This is a genomic window from Desulfonatronum parangueonense (assembly GCF_054656975.1).
Genome location: NZ_BAAHXH010000003.1, coordinates 263,368 through 282,385, shown reverse-complemented (window position 1 = coordinate 282,385; position 19,018 = coordinate 263,368). Strand labels below are relative to the sequence as shown.

Annotated in this window: 8 protein-coding genes; 5 read left to right on the top strand and 3 right to left on the bottom strand. The window is 56.8% G+C overall.

Annotated elements, in window-relative coordinates; translation table 11 throughout:
• Positions 1–43 precede the first annotated feature (43 nt).
• The 3 genes from ACYQ15_RS01820 to trkA form a co-directional block, all read right to left on the bottom strand.
• Entirely contained in the window at positions 44–7,891 is a 7,848-nt protein-coding gene (locus ACYQ15_RS01820) for a SpvB/TcaC N-terminal domain-containing protein (RefSeq protein ID WP_459935826.1), read from the bottom strand.
• A gap of 715 nt (positions 7,892–8,606) precedes the next feature.
• Complete coding sequence (locus ACYQ15_RS01815) at positions 8,607–10,058, bottom strand: TrkH family potassium uptake protein (RefSeq protein ID WP_459935825.1); 1,452 nt, start codon at positions 10,056–10,058, stop codon at positions 8,607–8,609.
• A gap of 1 nt (position 10,059) precedes the next feature.
• Positions 10,060–11,424 (bottom strand): Trk system potassium transporter TrkA, encoded by a 1,365-nt coding sequence (trkA, locus tag ACYQ15_RS01810; protein ID WP_459935824.1) that lies wholly within the window; start codon positions 11,422–11,424, stop codon positions 10,060–10,062.
• Positions 11,425–12,293: 869 nt separating this feature from the next.
• Between trkA and ACYQ15_RS01805 the strand changes: the two genes are divergently transcribed.
• The 5 genes from ACYQ15_RS01805 to ACYQ15_RS01785 all read left to right on the top strand — a co-directional run bounded on the left by ACYQ15_RS01805 (position 12,294) and on the right by ACYQ15_RS01785 (position 18,970).
• Entirely contained in the window at positions 12,294–13,298 is a 1,005-nt protein-coding gene (locus tag ACYQ15_RS01805; protein WP_459935823.1) for a hydrogenase small subunit, read from the top strand.
• 2 nt (positions 13,299–13,300) lie between these two features.
• Positions 13,301–15,001 carry a nickel-dependent hydrogenase large subunit gene (locus ACYQ15_RS01800; RefSeq protein ID WP_459935822.1) on the top strand — a complete coding sequence of 567 codons (1,701 nt, stop codon included), beginning with the start codon at positions 13,301–13,303 and terminating at the stop codon, positions 14,999–15,001.
• Positions 15,002–15,253: 252 nt separating this feature from the next.
• The gene (locus tag ACYQ15_RS01795) at positions 15,254–15,562 is read left to right on the top strand and encodes a DUF485 domain-containing protein (RefSeq protein WP_459935821.1); all 309 of its coding nucleotides are present in this window, start codon (positions 15,254–15,256) and stop codon (positions 15,560–15,562) included.
• A gap of 1 nt (position 15,563) precedes the next feature.
• Positions 15,564–17,111: a sodium:solute symporter family transporter gene (locus ACYQ15_RS01790; RefSeq protein WP_459935820.1), complete on the top strand. Its 1,548-nt coding sequence runs from the start codon at positions 15,564–15,566 to the stop codon at positions 17,109–17,111.
• Positions 17,108–18,970 (top strand): putative nucleotidyltransferase substrate binding domain-containing protein, encoded by a 1,863-nt coding sequence (locus ACYQ15_RS01785; protein ID WP_459935819.1) that lies wholly within the window; start codon positions 17,108–17,110, stop codon positions 18,968–18,970. Before ACYQ15_RS01790 ends, ACYQ15_RS01785 begins: the two co-directional genes overlap by 4 nt.
• Positions 18,971–19,018 lie beyond the last annotated feature (48 nt).

Here is a 19,018-nt window from a genome sequence, read left to right as displayed (position 1 = left end):
GCAATGCAAAGTTTAAACCGGACAACATTGCGGCAAATTAAAACTATTTGACATAAGTGTGTTCCCAACCACCGCTCTGTCTCTGTTTGAACGGCCTCTGCTTTATCGTGATGGTCCCCCTTGTATTACCTAGCTGGCCGTATAAAACCACTCTGTTCCTAACCTCTTCCATATAATCATCTAACGGTTCTATCTCTTGAGAGAGGGTCAAATCAAAACCGATAGATGGTCCCCATCCAGCTTTCCAGCCGATTACGCTAAAATGTGTTGTCGTGGTATGATCATCACCAAATTCAAAGTCAAAAATAAAAAGTTTGATAGTCAAACTTTTTGATACTTCCCCAATTATGTCAACTTCACTAGTGTATCCCAAACCAAAAAATCCAATTGAAAACATCCCTGAAGTCTTTTGCGCTATTTGCGTTTCACAAATTTCCCATGTACAACTATGAGGCTCCTGAACAGCCACATAAAGTCCCACTTTGTGCCCGAAAATTACCTTCTTTCCCCCGAAGAAGCTTATATCAGTAAACTCGAGATTAATACTAGATGGCTCTCCCAGGTTAAGATCCATTACCTCAAAGACAATTGGTTCACGAAGATCCATCGCCTCAAAGACAATTGGTTCACGAAGATCCATTGCCTCAAAGACAATTGGTTCACGAAGATCTTGTTGAGGTTCTTGGATATCCGCTTCAGGCAAGATATCAAATGAAACCCCAGAGCAATCTCCCGGTTCAATTGGCATACAAACAGCTCTGCTTTGCTCTGCCTGCTCTCCAATCGGATCCACATAAATAATCGGATTATTCTGCACAAATGCAAACATATTTAATCCATCCACCAACCCTGCCGGATCGCAACTAGTCCATCTCCCCAACCAGGATGCATAGTAGCGTGCGCCATGGTAATAGAGGCCGCTCTCCTCATCCCGCTCCTTGCCGGTGTAGCGGTATCGCTTGGCACTAACTTCTATGTGGGTGGTAACCGCCTGGTAGGATGTGCTGCCGTAGGGGGTATACTCTTCGTAGGAGATGATCCGGCTCTTATCGTCCAACTCCAGGCTGGCGGAGCCGAGGTGGTTGCCAAGCTGGTAGCGCTGCAGGGGCGTAAAAGGGTTAACCGCTGCGCTTTCTTTGACTGTCTGTGTTTCTACCAATGCAATTCGCTGCTGATCATCCGTGATGTGAACTGTCTCACGCTCCGAGGCTGCTGTCTTACCATCGTTTTCATATTTCCGGTAAATCTCGAAACCTCCCAGGTAGATGTGTTCTTCTTTCTTTGTCGGAGTTTGTCCGGCCTGTGCCTGACGGTCGGTTATCTTTCGCACCCTCTGTCCGGCAGAGTCATATACGTACCAGGTGCGCTCGCCTTGGCGCTGTGTCCCTTCTATATCTTCGTCATTCACCTTCTGCCGTTGGGTCATCTGTAGCTGATCTCTGAAATCCCACTGCATTTCTTCAAGGTGCGGCATGCACAGCATGTTGCCGTGAGCGTCGTAGGTGTAAATCTCTGGCGGAGAATTAATTCCATTCCCGAGCTGCGAACTCGAGAGACGATTACTTTTTTTACCTGTTTCGAGCAGACTATTCTCGTTATAGGTGTAACGTCTCGTCCAGCCCGGATGTTCCGGGTCAATGCCGCGATGCTGCATCTCCAGAAAATTGCCAACTGCATCGTACACGTAGCGCTCCAGATAGTTGCCCATAGCTTTGCCATCGCCGGGATGGAGCAAGCCAACGTGCGGAGCGTCGTTGTAGGAATGTGAAATCGGCGCACCGCCGACTTGCCCCAGGTGTTCCCTCCCGGTCGCTTCGATCAGCCGGTAGATGGCGTCGTAGGTATAATCGGCGCTGGGCTCAACGCATTTGTTTCTGAAGAAAACAGTCTGCTGTGCATCATCGTGAATGTGGGTGATGTTGCCTGTCGGATCGTAGGTGTAATAGAGGTTTTGTAAGGCTTTGCACCTTGGTTGAGGCTTGGGGCATTCCCGTTGATTTCGGTCGCCATCGCTCAATTTTGTTTCGCACGCCTGCGGGAATCCGGCGCCCCTTGTGGTAAACAGATGTGTCAAGCGGAAGGTAAACGGGTCGTATTCATACCGGGTTATTGCCTCATTGCCGTATTCAATAAGCTTCCTTTGCCCTTTGGCATCGTAATCAATGTTTTTTACAAAGGGTGTCCATACCGGCTTATTGTTTTTAGTTTTGCCCTGCAGATTTGTATCTACCTTTTCCAGTAGGTTGGCATCGTTGTATGTGAAGCGGACAATGCTTTTATCGGGCGCGGTTGAGGAAATCACGCGATTGAGGGCATCATAGCTGTTTGCCTGAACAAACACCTCCGGTTCAACATCCTGATCGAACTGCCAGTCAGATTGTTTTTTATAGTTCTTCAGCAATTGCCGCTGAGACCGGAGTAAATTGCCTTTGAAGTCATATCCTTCATCCTTGCCGCTTACCAGATTTTTAACCATGAGAGTGGCAATTCCGGCCTCGTCATACTGTTTGATTACGCGCGTGCGCAGGTTCAGATGTGTATCAATCAGATTGCCGCTTTCATCCGTGACGTCTTCACCGTACTTCATCTTTTCGCACAATAGTTCCATGCCAGGATTGGCGGGATCTGCGCCAGTTACATACAATCCAAGCGGGCGGCGAAGCTTGTCGTAAGTCATGCGGCGCACAAAGCCACGGCTGTCCCATGCGCGGATGGGATTGCCGTAAATATCGTTGAGCATCCAGCGCTCCCCGGCTTCCATGCTATGCTGATGAATCAGGTTGGTGGGACCGTCTTCCTCCTCCGGAGGACCGGCCATCATATAATCGTACTTCATGACCACGCGGCCCAAAGCGTCGGTGATGCTTCGCTGATTGCCTTCGATATCCAGTTCTACGCAAGTGGGGATATCCTCTTCTTTGCCATCCGTGTGATTGGGGCAGGTCACCCTATTTTTGACGCTGGTAAGAAAGGGTCGCCCCAAGGTATCCAGATGGGCAGTGGTTGGGGTATTGGCATGGATGGCAGCTTTCTGGGCGGCCTTTTGCTCTTCTGTCCCCAGTGCTCCGCCGTGGCGTTGCTTGTACCAGGTCTGCCATGGTCTAGAAGGATCATTCGGTAACGCATTGAAATACGCGTCTACATAACCGCGAATATCCGGATCGGTACGAGGATCGCCGGTCTGCTGGTTTCGGGCGGCGCAGGTGTCGTTTACATCCCAGGTGGTCTGCTTCCAGGGATCAAAAACCACCTTCTCGTAGGTATGATTCGGGTGTAGAGTGGCGATGACACGCTCGGCCGGGTCATAGAAGAGCACCGGACTGACGCCGACTGCCGCGCCGAACTCAAAGCGGTGATCGCTGAAGAGGGTGCCGTCCGGCCGCAGCCGCTTGCTGAAGAAGGGCTCGTACTGGCGAACCGGGTTCCCCTTGTTGTTAAAGATGATCCAGCCGCTGCCCACCCAGCGTGGGTTGGCTGTCGGCGAATGCGGATCATCGACGTCGAACGGTCCGGGTTCGGTCTGGATCTTCTTCTGGACCTCACGGCCAAAGCCGTCGGAATAGCTGAAGCTAATCTGCAGCTTGCTTGCTTCGTCGTCCTTCAGATCGCTGACGTGGGTTTCGCGGGCGATGGTGGCGGCGAATACGGGCTCGCCGAGGCGCACGAAGCGGTCGAGGTCGTAGACGTTGCGTGTGGTCGCCTGCTGCAACATGTCGTACATGGTCGGCGCGGCTTCGCTCTCACCAGGTTTCGCGCCGGCACGGCGGGGCTCTGCCATGAAGCGGTCCAGTTCGGCTCGCGTGATATCGGTCACAAAGCCGGTGAGAAGGTCGCCCTCCACGGGTGCCGGCTCCGGCTTCCCCATGACTGCCGTGCCGACGACCATACCGAGGGCGTCGAAGGCGACCTCTGTCCGGTTTCGGTTCGGGTCACTGACCAGGCTCGGCTGCAGGACGCGGTAGTCGTTCTCGCCTACCGTGACGCAGTTACCGAGTGCATCACGGGTTTCGACCATCAGCAGGTCGTGGTCGTCAAAATCGACAAAGTTGTGCTGGCCGAAGGGGTCGCGATAGCGGCGCGGCAGGAAGAAGTTTGCACGGGCCTGGGCCTGTTCGGCCTCGGGGCTGGCGTCCGGATCCGGGCTGAATAAGACCCGGCCCGAGGGAATCCACCAGTGGTCATTGCTGTCGAGATCGACATAGCCGCCCTGATCGCCGTCCGTTCCGCCCAGCACTGAGGGTGCATCCGGCAGCAGCGGCGTGCCGTCGCGGCGGAAGACCCTGTCGAGCAGGCCGGGGGTGAAGGCGAGCTGGTAGCTTTCGCCGGGCAGGGCCAGCGATTGAAGTTCGCCCAGTGGCAGCAGCGCCAATGGATCATTCTGCGACACGCCGCAATCGTTGGGCCGGTACAGCGTACGTATCCGTTCAATGAGGCGGCGGCAGGGATTGGCAGTGACGTCTTCCTCGTAGGCGACTTCATCGGCCAGCGTAGGGCTCAGGCGGCCGGGGTGATTCGGATCGGGCTCCACAAAGTCGGCAGAACGGAATCGGCTGGCCGGTCCGGTAGGTGTAAAGCCGGTCAATTCGTAAGTCAGCACCTCGCAGGGCAACGGGGAACGCCAGGTGTCCGGCGTGTCAAGGGCGTTGGTGACGCAATGCTCAGTGTAGGTCAGCAGCGCGGTGGTCTGTTTGGCCTGGTCGTCCTCACCAAGTTTAGCAAGCTCGGCAAGACCGGGGTTCGGTAGCTGCCGCACCGTGCCGTCCTCATCCACCTCGCGGATATTCTCGCGGCGGCCATAGCCGATAGCAGCCTCTTTCAGCACATTGCCGTAGTCATCCACTTCCAGCGTCAGCGCGTGCTGGATGCGCGGGTCGGCCGGATTACGTTCGTAGTGGTAGGTGATGACCTCGCGCGGGTGGGTGAAGAACACCGCATGGCGATTGTCGACGCGGGCTTGCAACGGGCGGATGGTGAAGTCCTGCTCGACGACGCTGTAGGGCCTGCTGGCGCGTTCCTTCGCCTCCTCGGATGCGTCAGGCCCGGCATCGTCGGCGTAGACCTCCTGACGCAGCATCTGGCCCTTAAGCGCCCGGCAGGCCTCGCGCTCTTCTTCCACCGTGAGACCGTCGGGAAGGTGCGTGTCGGGCAACAGCAGGGCGCGGAGCTCTTCAGTGTACAATCCCGGTTCGCGGAAATATTCGGCCTCGAACTGCCGCGAGATGTGATCCCGATCAAGCCAAACCCCGGTGTGGAACCAGGTCTTGGTATGTACCGGCGGCATCTGGAAGGCAGCGTCCCAGTTGCTGGCCTCTTCTTCGCCGTCGGGAACGAGCGCGCCGATGTCCTCCGTATCCCACTGCTCCACCCGGCCGAAGCCTCGGAACTCGCGCTCCTCGCCGTCGAAATAGCCATGGTGGTAGGTGTAGCGGGTGACGAAGCGGTTGCGGCTGATGTAGTCATATGTTTCGACCCGCTCGACCACATGGACCGGGAACGGCAGTCGTGTGATCCAAGGTTGCCCGTCCTGCTTGTCTTGCAGGTAGAACCTTGTGGAGGGCGCATAGTGGATGCGTGTCTCGGCGCCGAGGTTATTGGTGGTGCGGATCAGCAGGTGCGGCTTACCCTCGGCCAACAGCTCAACATAGCGCAACTGCCGCCCAGCATCACCGGGTAACGGCGATGACCAAACCAGGCAGGCGGTGCCGTTACCCAGTAGATCTACGGGCATGATCCTGACTAGATCGTCCACCGGGGGAAAGATTTTGAGAATTTGCGGTTCGCTCCAGCTGTTGCCGGATTGGTTGAAGTAGAGGCGTACGCCGTCGCGGTGCAGATAGATGATGTCGGTGGTCCCGGTACCGTCAATGTCAGCCAGGCGTATGCGCTGCTGACCGAACTGGTCGGGATTGTCGAAGTGCGGCGCGTGATCCATGGTTACTTTCGCACCGAAGCGGCCGTAGCCAAGATTTGGCCAGTAGCAGACTTCACCGTTGCGAATGCGCACCAAGTCCGTCAGGCCGTCGCCGGACAGGTCGGCCAGGTAGACTGATTGGGTTGCGTCGGCAAAAACCAAGCGGGGGCCTTTCTCTTCATCGAGTGCCTGGGCAACACGACGGGCCGGGCCAAAGCCTTCCTCGGCCAGTGAGGCATGCCAGACAAAAGCTTCATCTTCGGTGATCAGCACATCGGCGTGGCCGTCACCATCCAGGTCGATAAATTTCAGGTTGGGATCGCGCATGTCCCGGTTGAGCCGGGCCGTAAACGGACGGAAAGGCTGCCATCCCTCATCGCCGTCGTGTTCGTACAATCCCGACATGGGGCCGTCCATGACGACTAGATCCGGCAGGCCATCGCCGGCCAGGTCCATGAACTGCGCACCCTCGGTCAGGGCCAGGTTGGGCTTGACTGCGACGGCTTCCACTGGGCTGAAACGGGCCTTGACCGTCTCCGGGCCGTTGCCGGGGACAGGCAGCGGGCTGAGGTTGCGCTTGTAGAACCAGGCGCCAGCCTGCTCTGTCAGGATGCCCGGGATGCCCTCGCCGTGCAGATCAGTCCACTGGTAGTCCACGCCGTCGAGGCCGACAGGCAGATTCTCCAGGCTCTCGCCCGTCACCTCCTTTACGATGTCTTGGAGAACTGGATCGCTGTACTTGAATTCCAGTTGCGGCAGCGATTTCCTCAGATAGCTGCCATCCTCCTGGCGATTGTATCCTGACTGAGTGACCGCCACGAGCCGGGAGTAGACCGGGTTCTTGGCATGCATCCGGTCCCTTTCGGGGCAGTACTCAAAGCTGGTCGAGCGCACCAACCCATCGTAGCCCTTCTTACCGGTGGGAAGATCAGGAATGTGATGAAACATAAGCACACGCTGGCAGAGACGGTATGTCCGCACTTCGAAGCCGGCGCGATAGGACGAGAAGGGGTCAGGACGATCCGCCCAGGTCTGTCCCACCGATGGAGACGCATGGACAAACCGGTGTTGTTCATCCTCAGCCAGGGCGGGATCGAGAGGGAGTTCTCCGTAATGTCCTTCATCGTAATCGAGGACCATCTCAAACATCCAGGTCTCGTCAGGAAGCTCATCCGGGTTGATGACCTGCCAAGTGTCCACCTGACGGTTGGGCCTGCGATTTCCGTATTTGATGCGCTTCAGATAGCGATTCGCTGTCCGCACCCGATTACGCTCGTTCGCCTGGCTGCGATCCACGTTCCGGTCGTTCTCCTCCGCGTATTCGTAGACCATGGCGTTGCCCTTGTCGTCATAGCTTTGGCAGATGAGCCAGGAAAAGATACGCGTGGGATGGGCAGGATCAGGGTCGGCGGGATCGGAGATGCGGGAGTTGTTGTCCTTCCCGTACAGTGTTGTAACATTCTCCCGGCTGATCGAACGCCAATGGGTTTCACCGGTTGCGGAATTGGTCCAACGCTCGATGCGGGCGAAAAGGCCCTCGATGCGAGGGCGATATCGGTGGATTTCGTAACCGTGAGCGGTGGTGTTGTCACAAAACCGCGAACCGTCCGTCTTTAGAACGGGCACCAGATCTTCAGACCCCGAGAGAATAAACACGTCGGACTCAGTGGCGTCGTTATACAATGGAAGACCTTTTTCGGTCTTGCGAGTGATGGCAGGAAGAGAGAGGCTCCAGCCCAAACCGAAGGGTCCGTTCCCGGAGCCGGAATCGTAGGAGAGCGATAGCTGGGGCCCGAATTCCGAGCGTCCGGGACTGGTGGCGATTGGCACCGACAACGAGCCTGTGCCCGTGACCGGGTTGGCAGCAAACTTCTCCCCGATGCCGCGGATCGCGCCACCGCCTTTGGGCAACGAGATGGAAGGTACAGCAGGCTGCTGCTCGCCGTCATTCTGATTCTTTGCTGTGCCCTGTTGAGTCATGGTTACCTCATCTCATTCCAAGGTTATGGCAAGCAGCTCTTCGCCTGGGATTAACGTAAGTCCGCTGACACCAACAAGGCTCTGGGTGATGATTGCACAGGAAAAAATTAGTAATCAAGACTAATGCAAATCCTCATGGAGAATTAGAAAGGATAGATCCAGGTATTATTCAAACTCCAATCAATCTGTGATTTTTTTGTTCATTGTAAAATTTTAAAAATTAAGTTTGTCAATACAGCGAAGACTGTATTTTGCTTTTTTTTGATAAAGAACAAAAATCAGGTTTAAATCTGACGTTAAAAATTCAAGCAACTCAGCTCGGCCTCTACTCTATTCTTCGAAACCGGCTTAAACTCCTTAGATTTTGGATGCTTCGAGACGTGCTTTCAGTGGTTTGGTAGCTTGCAGGCGAAGTAGCGGTCCAGCTTGGTGCAACCTTGGGCATGGAAATGATCAGGTGATCGTCGGCCATCAACCGTGTGTCGCGGTTGGGAATGATTACGTTCTGCCCCCGAACGATCGTGTCCACCAGCAGGCCACGGGGAAAACCGGCTCGGAGACCTTCTTGCCCACAACCTTCGCCGAAGCCGGCAGGACCTGCTCCTTAGTTCCGGCAACTTCGTCCTGGAGCAGGGAATGGACCAGGGCATTCTCTCATCGGGTGTACTTCAGGATCTTGAGGATGGGATCAGGTGGGAATTGATGGTTATGGCGATTAGCGTTTCCAGAATGCAGGCATCAGGAAGATGATCATGGCGTAGAGTTCCAATCTGCCGAGAAGCATGCACCAAGCGAGCAGCCATTTGGCTGCGGTGGGAAGATGGGCGAAGTTTTCCGCGGGACCGACGCTGCCGAAACCGGGGCCTATATTGCCCATGGCAGCGAGGGACGCGGTGAACGCGGTTGTCATGTCCAGCCCCATGGCGGTCAAGAGCAGAGACGCCGCCAGATACAGCACCGCGAAGAGCCCTAGAAACCCCCAGACTCCCGCCAGCACGTTCTCCTCCACGACCTTGGCGTCCATTTTGACCTGGACAACGGCATGAGGATGAACAATCCGGAAGCATTCCCGAAAGATTTGCTTGAACATCAACTGAATGCGCATGCATTTCACGCCGCCGGATGTGGAGCCCGCACAGCCGCCGACGAACATGGCCAAGAAGAGAATGCCCTTGGTCAGGGGCGGCCAGGCTTCAAAATCCGCCGTGGCAAAGCCGGTGGTGGTGATGATCGAGACCAGATTGAAAGCGCTGGACAGCAAGGCGTCCAGCGGCGAGGCATATATTTCGACGAGCCAGAGGTGCAGCGCGATGATCGCCACGGTCGTCAGGATCAGAAAGAAAAAGAACCTTGCTTCGGAATTACGCCACAGCGCCAGAGGTTTTCCGCGCATGGCCTGGTAGTGCAACGCAAAGTTCATCGCCCCAAGGAACATGAACACCGTAACCACGAGATGCAGGTATGCGCTCTGGTAGTGGCCCATGGACAAGTTCTTGGTGGAGTACCCGCCGGTGGCGATGGTGGTGAAGGTATGACACACCGCGTCGAAAACCGTCATCCCGCCCAGAAACAACAGGATCGCCAGCACCACGCTGAAGAGCAGGTACACCTTCCACAACGTCAGGGCCGCGGCACGGACCCGGGGCTTGATCCGGTCCTGCCTGCCCCCGGAAAATTCCGTCCGGTAAAGATGCATTCCCCCCACGCCCAGAATCGGCAACACCGCCACTGAAAGCACGATGATTCCCATGCCGCCCAGCCATTGAGTCGTGCTGCGCCACAGCAGCAGGCTCGGCGCCACGGCTTCGATATCCATGAGCACGGAGGAGCCTGTCGTGGTGATTCCGGAAACGGATTCGAAAAAAGCATCGGTGAACGTGTCGAAGACATCGCTGAAATAAAATGGCATGGCTCCGAAAAAACCGGCGCTGATCCAGCACAGGGCAACAATCATGATGGCCTCTCTGCTGGTTACGGTTTCCGGTGCGTACTTGCGCCACCCGAGGAAAAGCGTCAGTCCCAGTACGGTGACGCAAACCATGGACGCAAGCAGCGAAACGGTTCCAGAATCCTGAAAATAAAGGGAACAGAGCAGGGCCGGGAACATGAACAGTCCCACGGCGGCAATGATCGCGCCGGTAAAGGCAAAGATGCCTCGCCAATGCATGCTAGAAATGTTTCAATTTCACTGCCAGGGACCGCTCCACCCGCTCGATGGTTCGGCGAGTGGAGAGAATGACGATGCGGTCCTGGGGCAGGATAATGGTTTCGCCGGTGGGGATATGCACGTCCTCTCCCCGGATCACGCAGAGAATCAGGGCGCCTTTGGGAAAATGCAGATCCTTGATGGGTTTGTTCACGATGCTGGAATTCTCCAGAGCCACGGCCTCCAAGGCCTCCGCCTCCTCGCCTTTGATGGGCACCGAAGAAATGACCTTGCCCCGGCGCACATGGCGCAGGATGGTGCTCACAGCGGAGATCCGCTGGCTGATCACGTTTTCCAGGCCGATGGCTCTGGCCAGGGGAACATAGGCGTACTTGTTGATTCGCGTGATCGTTTTTTCTACGCCAAGGCTCTTTGCCAGCAGCGAAATCAGGATATTGGTCTCCTCGCTGCTGGTCAAAGCGATCAACGCGTCCACGTCCTGGATATTCTCTTCCCGCAGCAGGTCCACTTCCGAACCGTCTCCATGCAGCACCATGGTCCGGTCCAATTCTCCGGCCAGAAAACGGCACCGCTCCAGATTCATGTCCACAAGTTTGACCGACAACCCTTTTTTCTCCAGCCTCTGCGCGGCCAACAGCCCGATGCTGCCTCCCCCGACGATCATCACCTGGCGGATTTTCTTGGTGCATGGGTTGAACAGCGGCATGACATTGTCCACCTGCTCGCTTTCGCAAATGAAATAGACGATGTCCCCTTCCTGGATGCCGTCTTTTCCCGCCGGTATCAGCAATTTTTCCGCCCGGACAATCGCGGCCACGATGAACCGGACATCTCGGTAGCGCTCCGGGATGTCCATCAGTCGAATGCCCAGCAACGGACTTTCTGGACAAACGCGGGCGCCGACCAACCGGACCCGCCCTCCCGCGAACTGGTTGACCTCCAGGGCACCGGGAACATCCACCATTCGTTCCAGTGAATGGACGACCTCCTGATCCGGGTTGATGACGTGAGCGATGTTCACGATTTCCCGGGTCAGGGCGGTCTTGAAGTGCATGTATTCCTGATTGCGGATCCGGGCCAGCTTGGTGACGCCCGGAGCCAGATCCCGCGCAAAGAGACAGGCCGTGAGATTGATTTCGTCGCTGTCCGTGACCGCGAGAAAAAGCTTGGCTTTTTGTAGTCCGGCCTGTTCCAGCACCACGGGACTGCTGCCTGACCCCAAAATCGTCTGCACGTCCAGATGATCGTTGATCCGCTTGATGGCTTCCGGATTCTTGTCGATGATCACCACGTCCTTGTTTTCCGTGGAAAGACGCTCAGCTACCCTGAAACCGATCTCACCCGCTCCGATAATCACGATTCGCATCAGTCGGTCCTCCCTTCATCGACTCGACAACATCATCCTTGAAGACGACATCCTTCCAGAGCGCTCCGCGCCAGACCCGCGCCGGCCTGCTCGTACATGTTGCAGGCCGTGCAGACGCCGATTGCGGAAAGCTCTTCAACTTCCTCTGGAAAACGCGCTTTTGCAGCGACTTGGCATTCAAAACAAAAACTCAGAAGTTGATGTGCCGCATACATGTTTCATGCCTGCGCATAGGTAACTATTCAGCATGCTACTGCCCTGCGGACCTTGGCAACGCAGTCGGCGTCAGCGTCGGTATCGGGGAACACAGGCGGAGCCATGTGAACGAGGCAATACGGAACGCAGCTGATGGTCACGAGTTGGGAAGGTTTAGCCAAACGCATACATATACTCATACGCAGAAACCCCGTCCAGGAACCCGAACAGACCTGGAATATTTTACCCCCTGGCCCTCCGCGATCCGTGTTCTCTCCAAAGAATAGTTTTTTCTATCATGATCACTCAAAAGCATTAATATTATCTATTTGACTTTTTAATCGGGAAAACGTTTAAAGCATTAGTTGTCTTGCGCAGAAAATGGCACATGCTCAGCACCATCGCAACATCATCCTGTTCTTTGTTATAAAAATAACAAGTGGTTTTTTAGAGTCTCGGCAGAGCATTATGAAAATCCACCTCTTTTCCTGCCATAAGCCATGCCGATCCTCAACCTGAAACATATGTTGGAACTTCATTCATTCTGTTCATCCTGTACGGGAAGAAGCTTCGTTTCGAATGCCTGGCATGCAGAGTCGTATTTTTTGCTCTCCAATATGTCTTCACATGGACCTCAAGCAAGACTCGTTCAACTCTTTAGCCGGAGGTAAATTATGAAAATCAGTGTCGGATTGGCGAAGGAAGGGGCCGTGGAACGGCTCGAACGCCGCGGCGTGAGCCGGCGCGACTTCATGAAGTTCTGCGCCACTGTCGCGGCTGTGATGGGCATGGAGGCCTCGTTCGCCAAACAGGTGGCCGCTGCGCTCACCAATCCCCGAAGGCCTTCAGTCGTTTACTTTCATTTCGCGGAATGCACCGGTTGCTCCATGGCTGTGGTTCGGACGACCAATCCTTATATCGATGAACTGCTTCTGGACACCATTTCCATGGATTACCATGAAACCTTGATGGCCGCGGCCGGCGACGCCGCCGAGGACGCCCTGGAGCAGGCCGTCACTTCGCCCCATGGCTTCATCGCCGTGGTCGAGGGCGCCATCCCCACCAAGGACAACGGCGTCTACGGAATGGTCGGCGGACACACCATGCTGGAAATGGCTGAAAAGTACCTGCCCAAGGCCCAGGCCGTGATCGCCATCGGCGCCTGCGCCAATTTCGGCGGCATCCAGGCAGCGGCTCCCAATCCTACGGAATCCATGGGCGTGAACGAACTGATGAAACACCTCAACCTGCCGGTGCAGGCCATCAACGTGGCCGGCTGTCCGCCCAACCCGTACAATTTCGTGGGCACCGTGGTCCATCTGCTGACCGAAGGCATGCCTGCTCTGGACAACCTGAACCGTCCGAGAATGTTCTTTGGCGAGTCCGTTCACGAATTGTGCGAGCGCCTGGATCACTACTTCAACTACGAGTTCGCCATGTCCTTCGACTCCGAAGAGGCGCGCAACGGCTGGTGCCTGCTCGAAGTGGGCTGCAAAGGCCCGGACACGTTCAACAACTGTCCCAAGGTCAAGTTCAACGAGACGAACTGGCCCGTTGAAGCCGGCCACCCGTGCATCGGCTGCAGCGAACCGCAGTTCTGGGATCAGCTGAGCCCGTTCTATGAGCCCACTTTCAGCATGGTATCCAATAATTCAAGCAACAAACGAAGGAGGACATAAACATGTCAGGCTGTAAGCCCCAAGCCGCACCGGCCGTTGCCGCAACCCCCCAAAGCACCTATTCCGGCCCCATTGTCGTCGACCCGTTGACCCGAATCGAGGGTCACCTGCGCCTGGAAGTCGAAGTGGACAACGGCAAGGTCGTCAATGCCCGTTCCAGCTCCCAGCTGTACCGCGGCCTGGAAACCATCCTCAAGGGGCGCGATCCCCGTGACGCGCAGCATTTCACGCAACGGGCCTGCGGCGTCTGCACCTATACCCATGCCCTGGCCTCCGTCCGCTGCCTGGACGACGCCGTAGGGGTCGAGATTCCGGACAATGCGCGACTCATCCGGAATCTGGTGCTCGCATCCCAGTTCATGGTCGACCATCTCATCCATTTCTACGTTCTGCACGCCCTGGACTGGGTGGATGTGACCAGCGCTCTGAAAGCCGATCCGGTCCAGGCCGCCAAGATCGCCAACAACATCTCCCCCCGCCCCACTTCCGCCGCCGACCTCAAGGCCGTGCAGGAGCGGCTGACCGCTTTCGTCAATTCGGGACAGTTGGGCATCTTTACCAATGCCGACTTCCTGGGCGGCCACCCGGCCTACTATCTGCCGCCCGAGGTGAACCTCATCGGCACGGCGCACTACCTGGAGGCTCTCGGCCTGCAGATCAAGGCTTCCCGCGCCATGGCCGTCTTCGGCGGCAAGGTTCCGCACACCCAGTTCACCATCAGCGGCGGCGTGACCTGTTACGATGCCCTTCGCCCGGAACGGCTGGAGGAATATCGCGGCCTGTATCGGGAAACCCGCCAGTTCATCGAACAGGTCTACATCCCCGACCTGTTGGCCATCGCCTCCTATTACAAGGATTGGGCCGGCATCGGCGGATGCACGAACTACCTGAGCTTTGGGGAGTTCCCGAAGAACGAACGGGATCTGGAAAGCCGGTGGCTGCCTCCGGGCGTGATCATGAACCGCGACTTGGCCAACGTGCAGCAGGTTGATCCGAACGCCATCTACGAACACGTGGCCGCCAGTTGGTACGAAGGCAACCAGGCCCGCCACCCGTTCGACGGCGTGACCGAACCCAAATACACCAGCCTGGACGACAAGCAGCGCTATTCCTGGTCAAAAGCACCCAGATACATGGACGAACCCATGGAAGTCGGCCCCCTGGCCTCCGTGCTCGTGGCCTACGGCAAGGGACATCCGGAGACCAAAGCTGCCGTGGACATGGTCCTGAACCATCTTGGCGTTGGACCGGAGGCTCTGCATTCGACTCTCGGCCGGACAGCCGCCCGCGGCATCAAGGCTTTGACCGTTGCCCAGAAGAACGAAGACTGGCTGGATGAACTGGTGGAAAACGTGAAGAGCGGCAACACTAAGCTCGCCGAAGATCATGAAATGCCCGATGAAGCCGAAGGCGTCGGTTTTGCGGACGTTTCCCGCGGCGCCCTGAGCCACTGGATCAAGATCAAGGGCGGCAAGATCGAGAACTTCCAGCTGGTGGTGCCCTCCACCTGGAACCTTGGGCCGCGTTGCGACAAGGGCAAGCTCGGACCGGTGGAAGAAGCCTTGATCAACACGCCCATCGCCGACCCGAAGCGCCCCGTGGAACTCTTGCGTACCGTGCACTCCTTCGACCCCTGCATCGCCTGCGGCGTGCACGTCATCGACTCCAGGACCAACCAGGTCCACGAGTTCAAGATTCTGTAACCGTCATTTGCTGCTGAGCCGGCTTCCGGTATTCGCAACCGGCATGACACCTGAATGGAGGGATCTCCATGATCCCTCCATTCTCAGATGGGGTAAGTCGTCGAATGGCATAGACTTAATGGAGATTCTCTGACGTATCTTTTTTTACCGCTCAGCGATGAACATGTGCTTTTCTGAACATGCATGAGCAGATTCCGCCTATCCCTCCGGCCCGGATCGTTCGGGTCGGTTATCACCTTAAAGGAGCTGCTCATGACCAATGATCGTTCGTCGGCCACTTTGGACAACAAAAAATTTCAAGACCTGGTTGTTCGGAAGTGGAAAGTTTCACTCACCCTCGCCGCGATCCTGTTGATCGCGTATTACGGATTCATTCTCGTTCTCGCTTTTGCCAGCGACCTGTTGGCCGTGAAGGTCGGGGAGCACATGACCCTGGGGATTCCCGTGGGCATCATGCTGATTGTCTTGGCCTGGATCCTGACCGGGGTCTACGTCTTCTGGGCCAACTCATCCTATGACAAGTCCGTTCAGGATGTGCTCAAAAGCATGAGGAGGAAGTAGAATGGATTCCGTCGTCACTTCCATCGGCCAGCCCAATGCCACCTCCATCATTTTCTTCCTTCTCTTCATCTGCGCAACGCTCCTGATCACCTATTACGCTGCAAAAAAAAGTCAGTCCGCCTCCCAGTTCTATGCCGCCGGCAGAAGCGTGACCGGCATGCAGAACGGCCTGGCCCTGGCCGGCGACTACATGAGCGCGGCCTCCTTTTTGGGCATCGCCGGACTGGTTTCCCTGCGGGGTTACGATGGCCTGATCTACTCCATCGGTTTTCTGGTGGGGTGGCCGATCATCATGTTCCTCATAGCCGAACCGCTGCGCAATCTTGGAAAATATACCTTCGTGGACGTGGTGGCCTATCGGCTCTCGCAGAAACCGATCCGCATCGCCGCATCCGTCGGTTCGCTGATGACCGTGTGCTTCTATCTCATCGCCCAGATGGTCGGTTCCGGTTCGCTGATCACGATGATCTTCGGCATGCCGTATGAAATCGCCGTGGTCATCGTCGGAGCAGTCATGATGATGTACGTGCTTTTCGGGGGCATGCTGGCCACGACCTGGGTCCAGATCATCAAGGCGGTCCTGCTTCTCGGCGGTGCGACGATAATGGTCTTCTTCGTCATGCTGCATTTCGGGTTCAGCTATGGAGAATTGTTCCGGCAGGCGGCCATCACCTACGGCGGCCAGGTTCTGGAACCCGGCGGTCTGGTCACCAATCCCTGGGACGCAGTTTCCCTGGGCATGGCCCTGATGTTCGGCACGGCCGGCCTTCCGCATATCCTGATGCGCTTCTACACCGTGCCCGACGCCAAGGAAGCCCGCAAGTCCGTGTTCTACGCCACGGGCTTCATCGGGTACTTCTATATCCTGACCTTCACCATAGGTTTCGGCGCCATGGTCATTGTCGGACAGGATGTCATCGCCGCCATGGATTCCGGCGGCAACATGGCCGCGCTGCTCCTGGCCGAAGCCACCGGCGGAACCATCTTCCTTGGATTCATCGCGGCCGTGGCCTTTGCCACCATCCTGGCCGTGGTGGCCGGGCTGACGCTCTCCGGAGCCAGCACCCTGTCCCACGACCTCTTTGTCAGCGTCTTCCGCTCCGGCAAGTCTTCCGAGGAGGAAGAGGTCAAAGTGGCCCGAATGGCCACCCTGGCTCTTGGCGTCGTGGCCATTGCCCTGGGCCTGGCCTTCAAGGGGCAGAACGTGGCCTTCATGGTCGGCCTGGCCTTCGCCATCGCGGCCAGCGCCAACTTCCCGGCCCTGATCATGTCCATCCTCTGGCGCAATTTCTCCACCTTCGGCGCGGTCCTGAGCATTGCCACGGGAACCACGCTGGCCGTAGGCCTGATCATCATCAGCCCCACGGTCTGGGTTGACATCCTCCATAATCCCATGGCTATCTTTCCGTTGCGAAATCCGGCCATCATCTCCATGACCGGTGCATTTGTCATGGGATACGTGGGCTCGAGACTTCGACCGGATGCCGAAGCCTCACGCAAGTACGAGGATCAGAAGATCAGGAACTACCTGGGCGTTGGAGCTGAATGAACCGCGAACTCGTTGCCTTTCTTGCCAAGATCCATCCTTTTTCCGACCTCCTCCAGGAAGAACTGGAGGAGGTCGGACTTGCGACACGGTTGGAGACTGCTTCGGCCGGAGCAGTCCTGGTTCCAGACCGCGAAGGCGAGAGGTCGCTGTACGTCGTCCGGGATGGGACACTGCGGGTCACGGTGGACAACGAGATCATCGACACCCTGATCCGGGGTGACATTTTCGGCCACGTCCAATTGTTTTTTCCCTCCCCTGGAGGCGAATCCGCCACCGCCCTCCAGGACTGTCTTCTTGTCGTCCTGGACCCTCCCGCGTTGCAGGTTCTGCAGCGTCACCAAAGCATCGACCAGCATCTTCGGCGCAAGGCGGAAATCTTCCGAAAGAAGATCGACGACATCCGCCACCGGCGCGACGTTTCCCGTCTCGATCCCTACCTGCGCTTGACCCTGCGCGATGTGAATATCAAAACGCCGGTCTTTGTTCCCGCCGAGGCCACCGTGTCCCATGCGGCCAAGCTCATGCAGCGCGATAATGTCGCAACCTGTCTGGTCGGGCAGGAGCAGGACGTGCGGGGTATCGTGACGGAGCATGACATTCTGAAAAAGATCGTCGCCCAGGATATTCAACCCGACACCGCAGGCATCCGGACCATCATGTCCAGCCCGTTGATCACCATTGCGCCGGACAGCTTGTTGTTCGAGGCTTTTTCCAAAATGGTGCGGTCAGGCATCCGCAGACTGGTTGTCCGGGATGGCCAATCGAAAATTTTTGGCATCATCGAGGAGCGGGACCTGCTTTCCGTAAAAGGGGAAAATCCTGTCTATCTGGCCGGAGAAATCAGCAGGGCTGAGAATCTGGCCGCCCTGGGCAAGGTTTTTGATCAGGTCCAGAAGATGGTCGCCCGCTCCGTGGTCGAGGGCATCGGAATCCTGCAGATCGGGCGATTGACCAGCGACATGCGGGACCAGCTCCTCGCAAAAGTTCATCACCTTGTCCTGACCGAAATGGACCCCCCGCCTCCCGTTTCCTTCTGTCTGGCGGCCCTGGGCAGCGAGGGTCGCCGTGAACAGTATCTGGCCACGGATCAGGACAACGCCCTGATCCATTCGGGAACGCAAGAGGAAGATGTCCGGCGCTTCTTTGAAGTCTATTCCGGGAAATTCATCCGGGCCCTGCTGGACCTCGGGATCCCTCCCTGCCCGCACGGGGTCATGATCACCAATCCGAACTGGCGGATGAGCATCGAACAATGGCTGGATACGGTGGATGCCTTGATTCGTGGAACGGATCAGAACACTGTCCTCAAAACTTCACTGCTGGCGGACTTACGGCCCGTTGTCGGCGATGCGCAACTGGCCGGCAACCTGAAATCATATCTCTTCAAACAAATCGCCCAAAGCCCCTTCATCTTGAAATACATGGCCCTTGAAGCCGTGCGGTTCAAGCCTCCCGTAAGCTTTTTCAACAAGCTCACCCCAGCCAGGCGCGGCAAGCACAAAGGCGCCGTGGACATCAAGAAGGGCGGCGTCTTCCCCATCACCCAGGGCGTCCGAACCCTGGCCGTACAGCATGCGGTCCTGGAAACATCCACCGAGGAACGGATCAGGCTTCTGCATGACGCCGGCGTTTTTTCAGCCGGCTTCAGCGCCGGCCTGCAGGAAGCCTATGCCTACTTCCAAACCCTGCGTGTCCGCTTCCAGACGCAACAATTTCGCTCGAACCACCAACCCGACAATTTCATCTTCCCGGATCGACTTTCGGCCATGGAGCAGGACATGCTCAAGGACGGCTTCAAGGTCGTTGCCGATTTTCAGTCCCTGCTGTTCTCCAAATACAGCCTGCACCTGCTGACCTGACCAACTTAAGAAAATTTACCACGAAGAGCACGAAGGGCACGAAGGAAG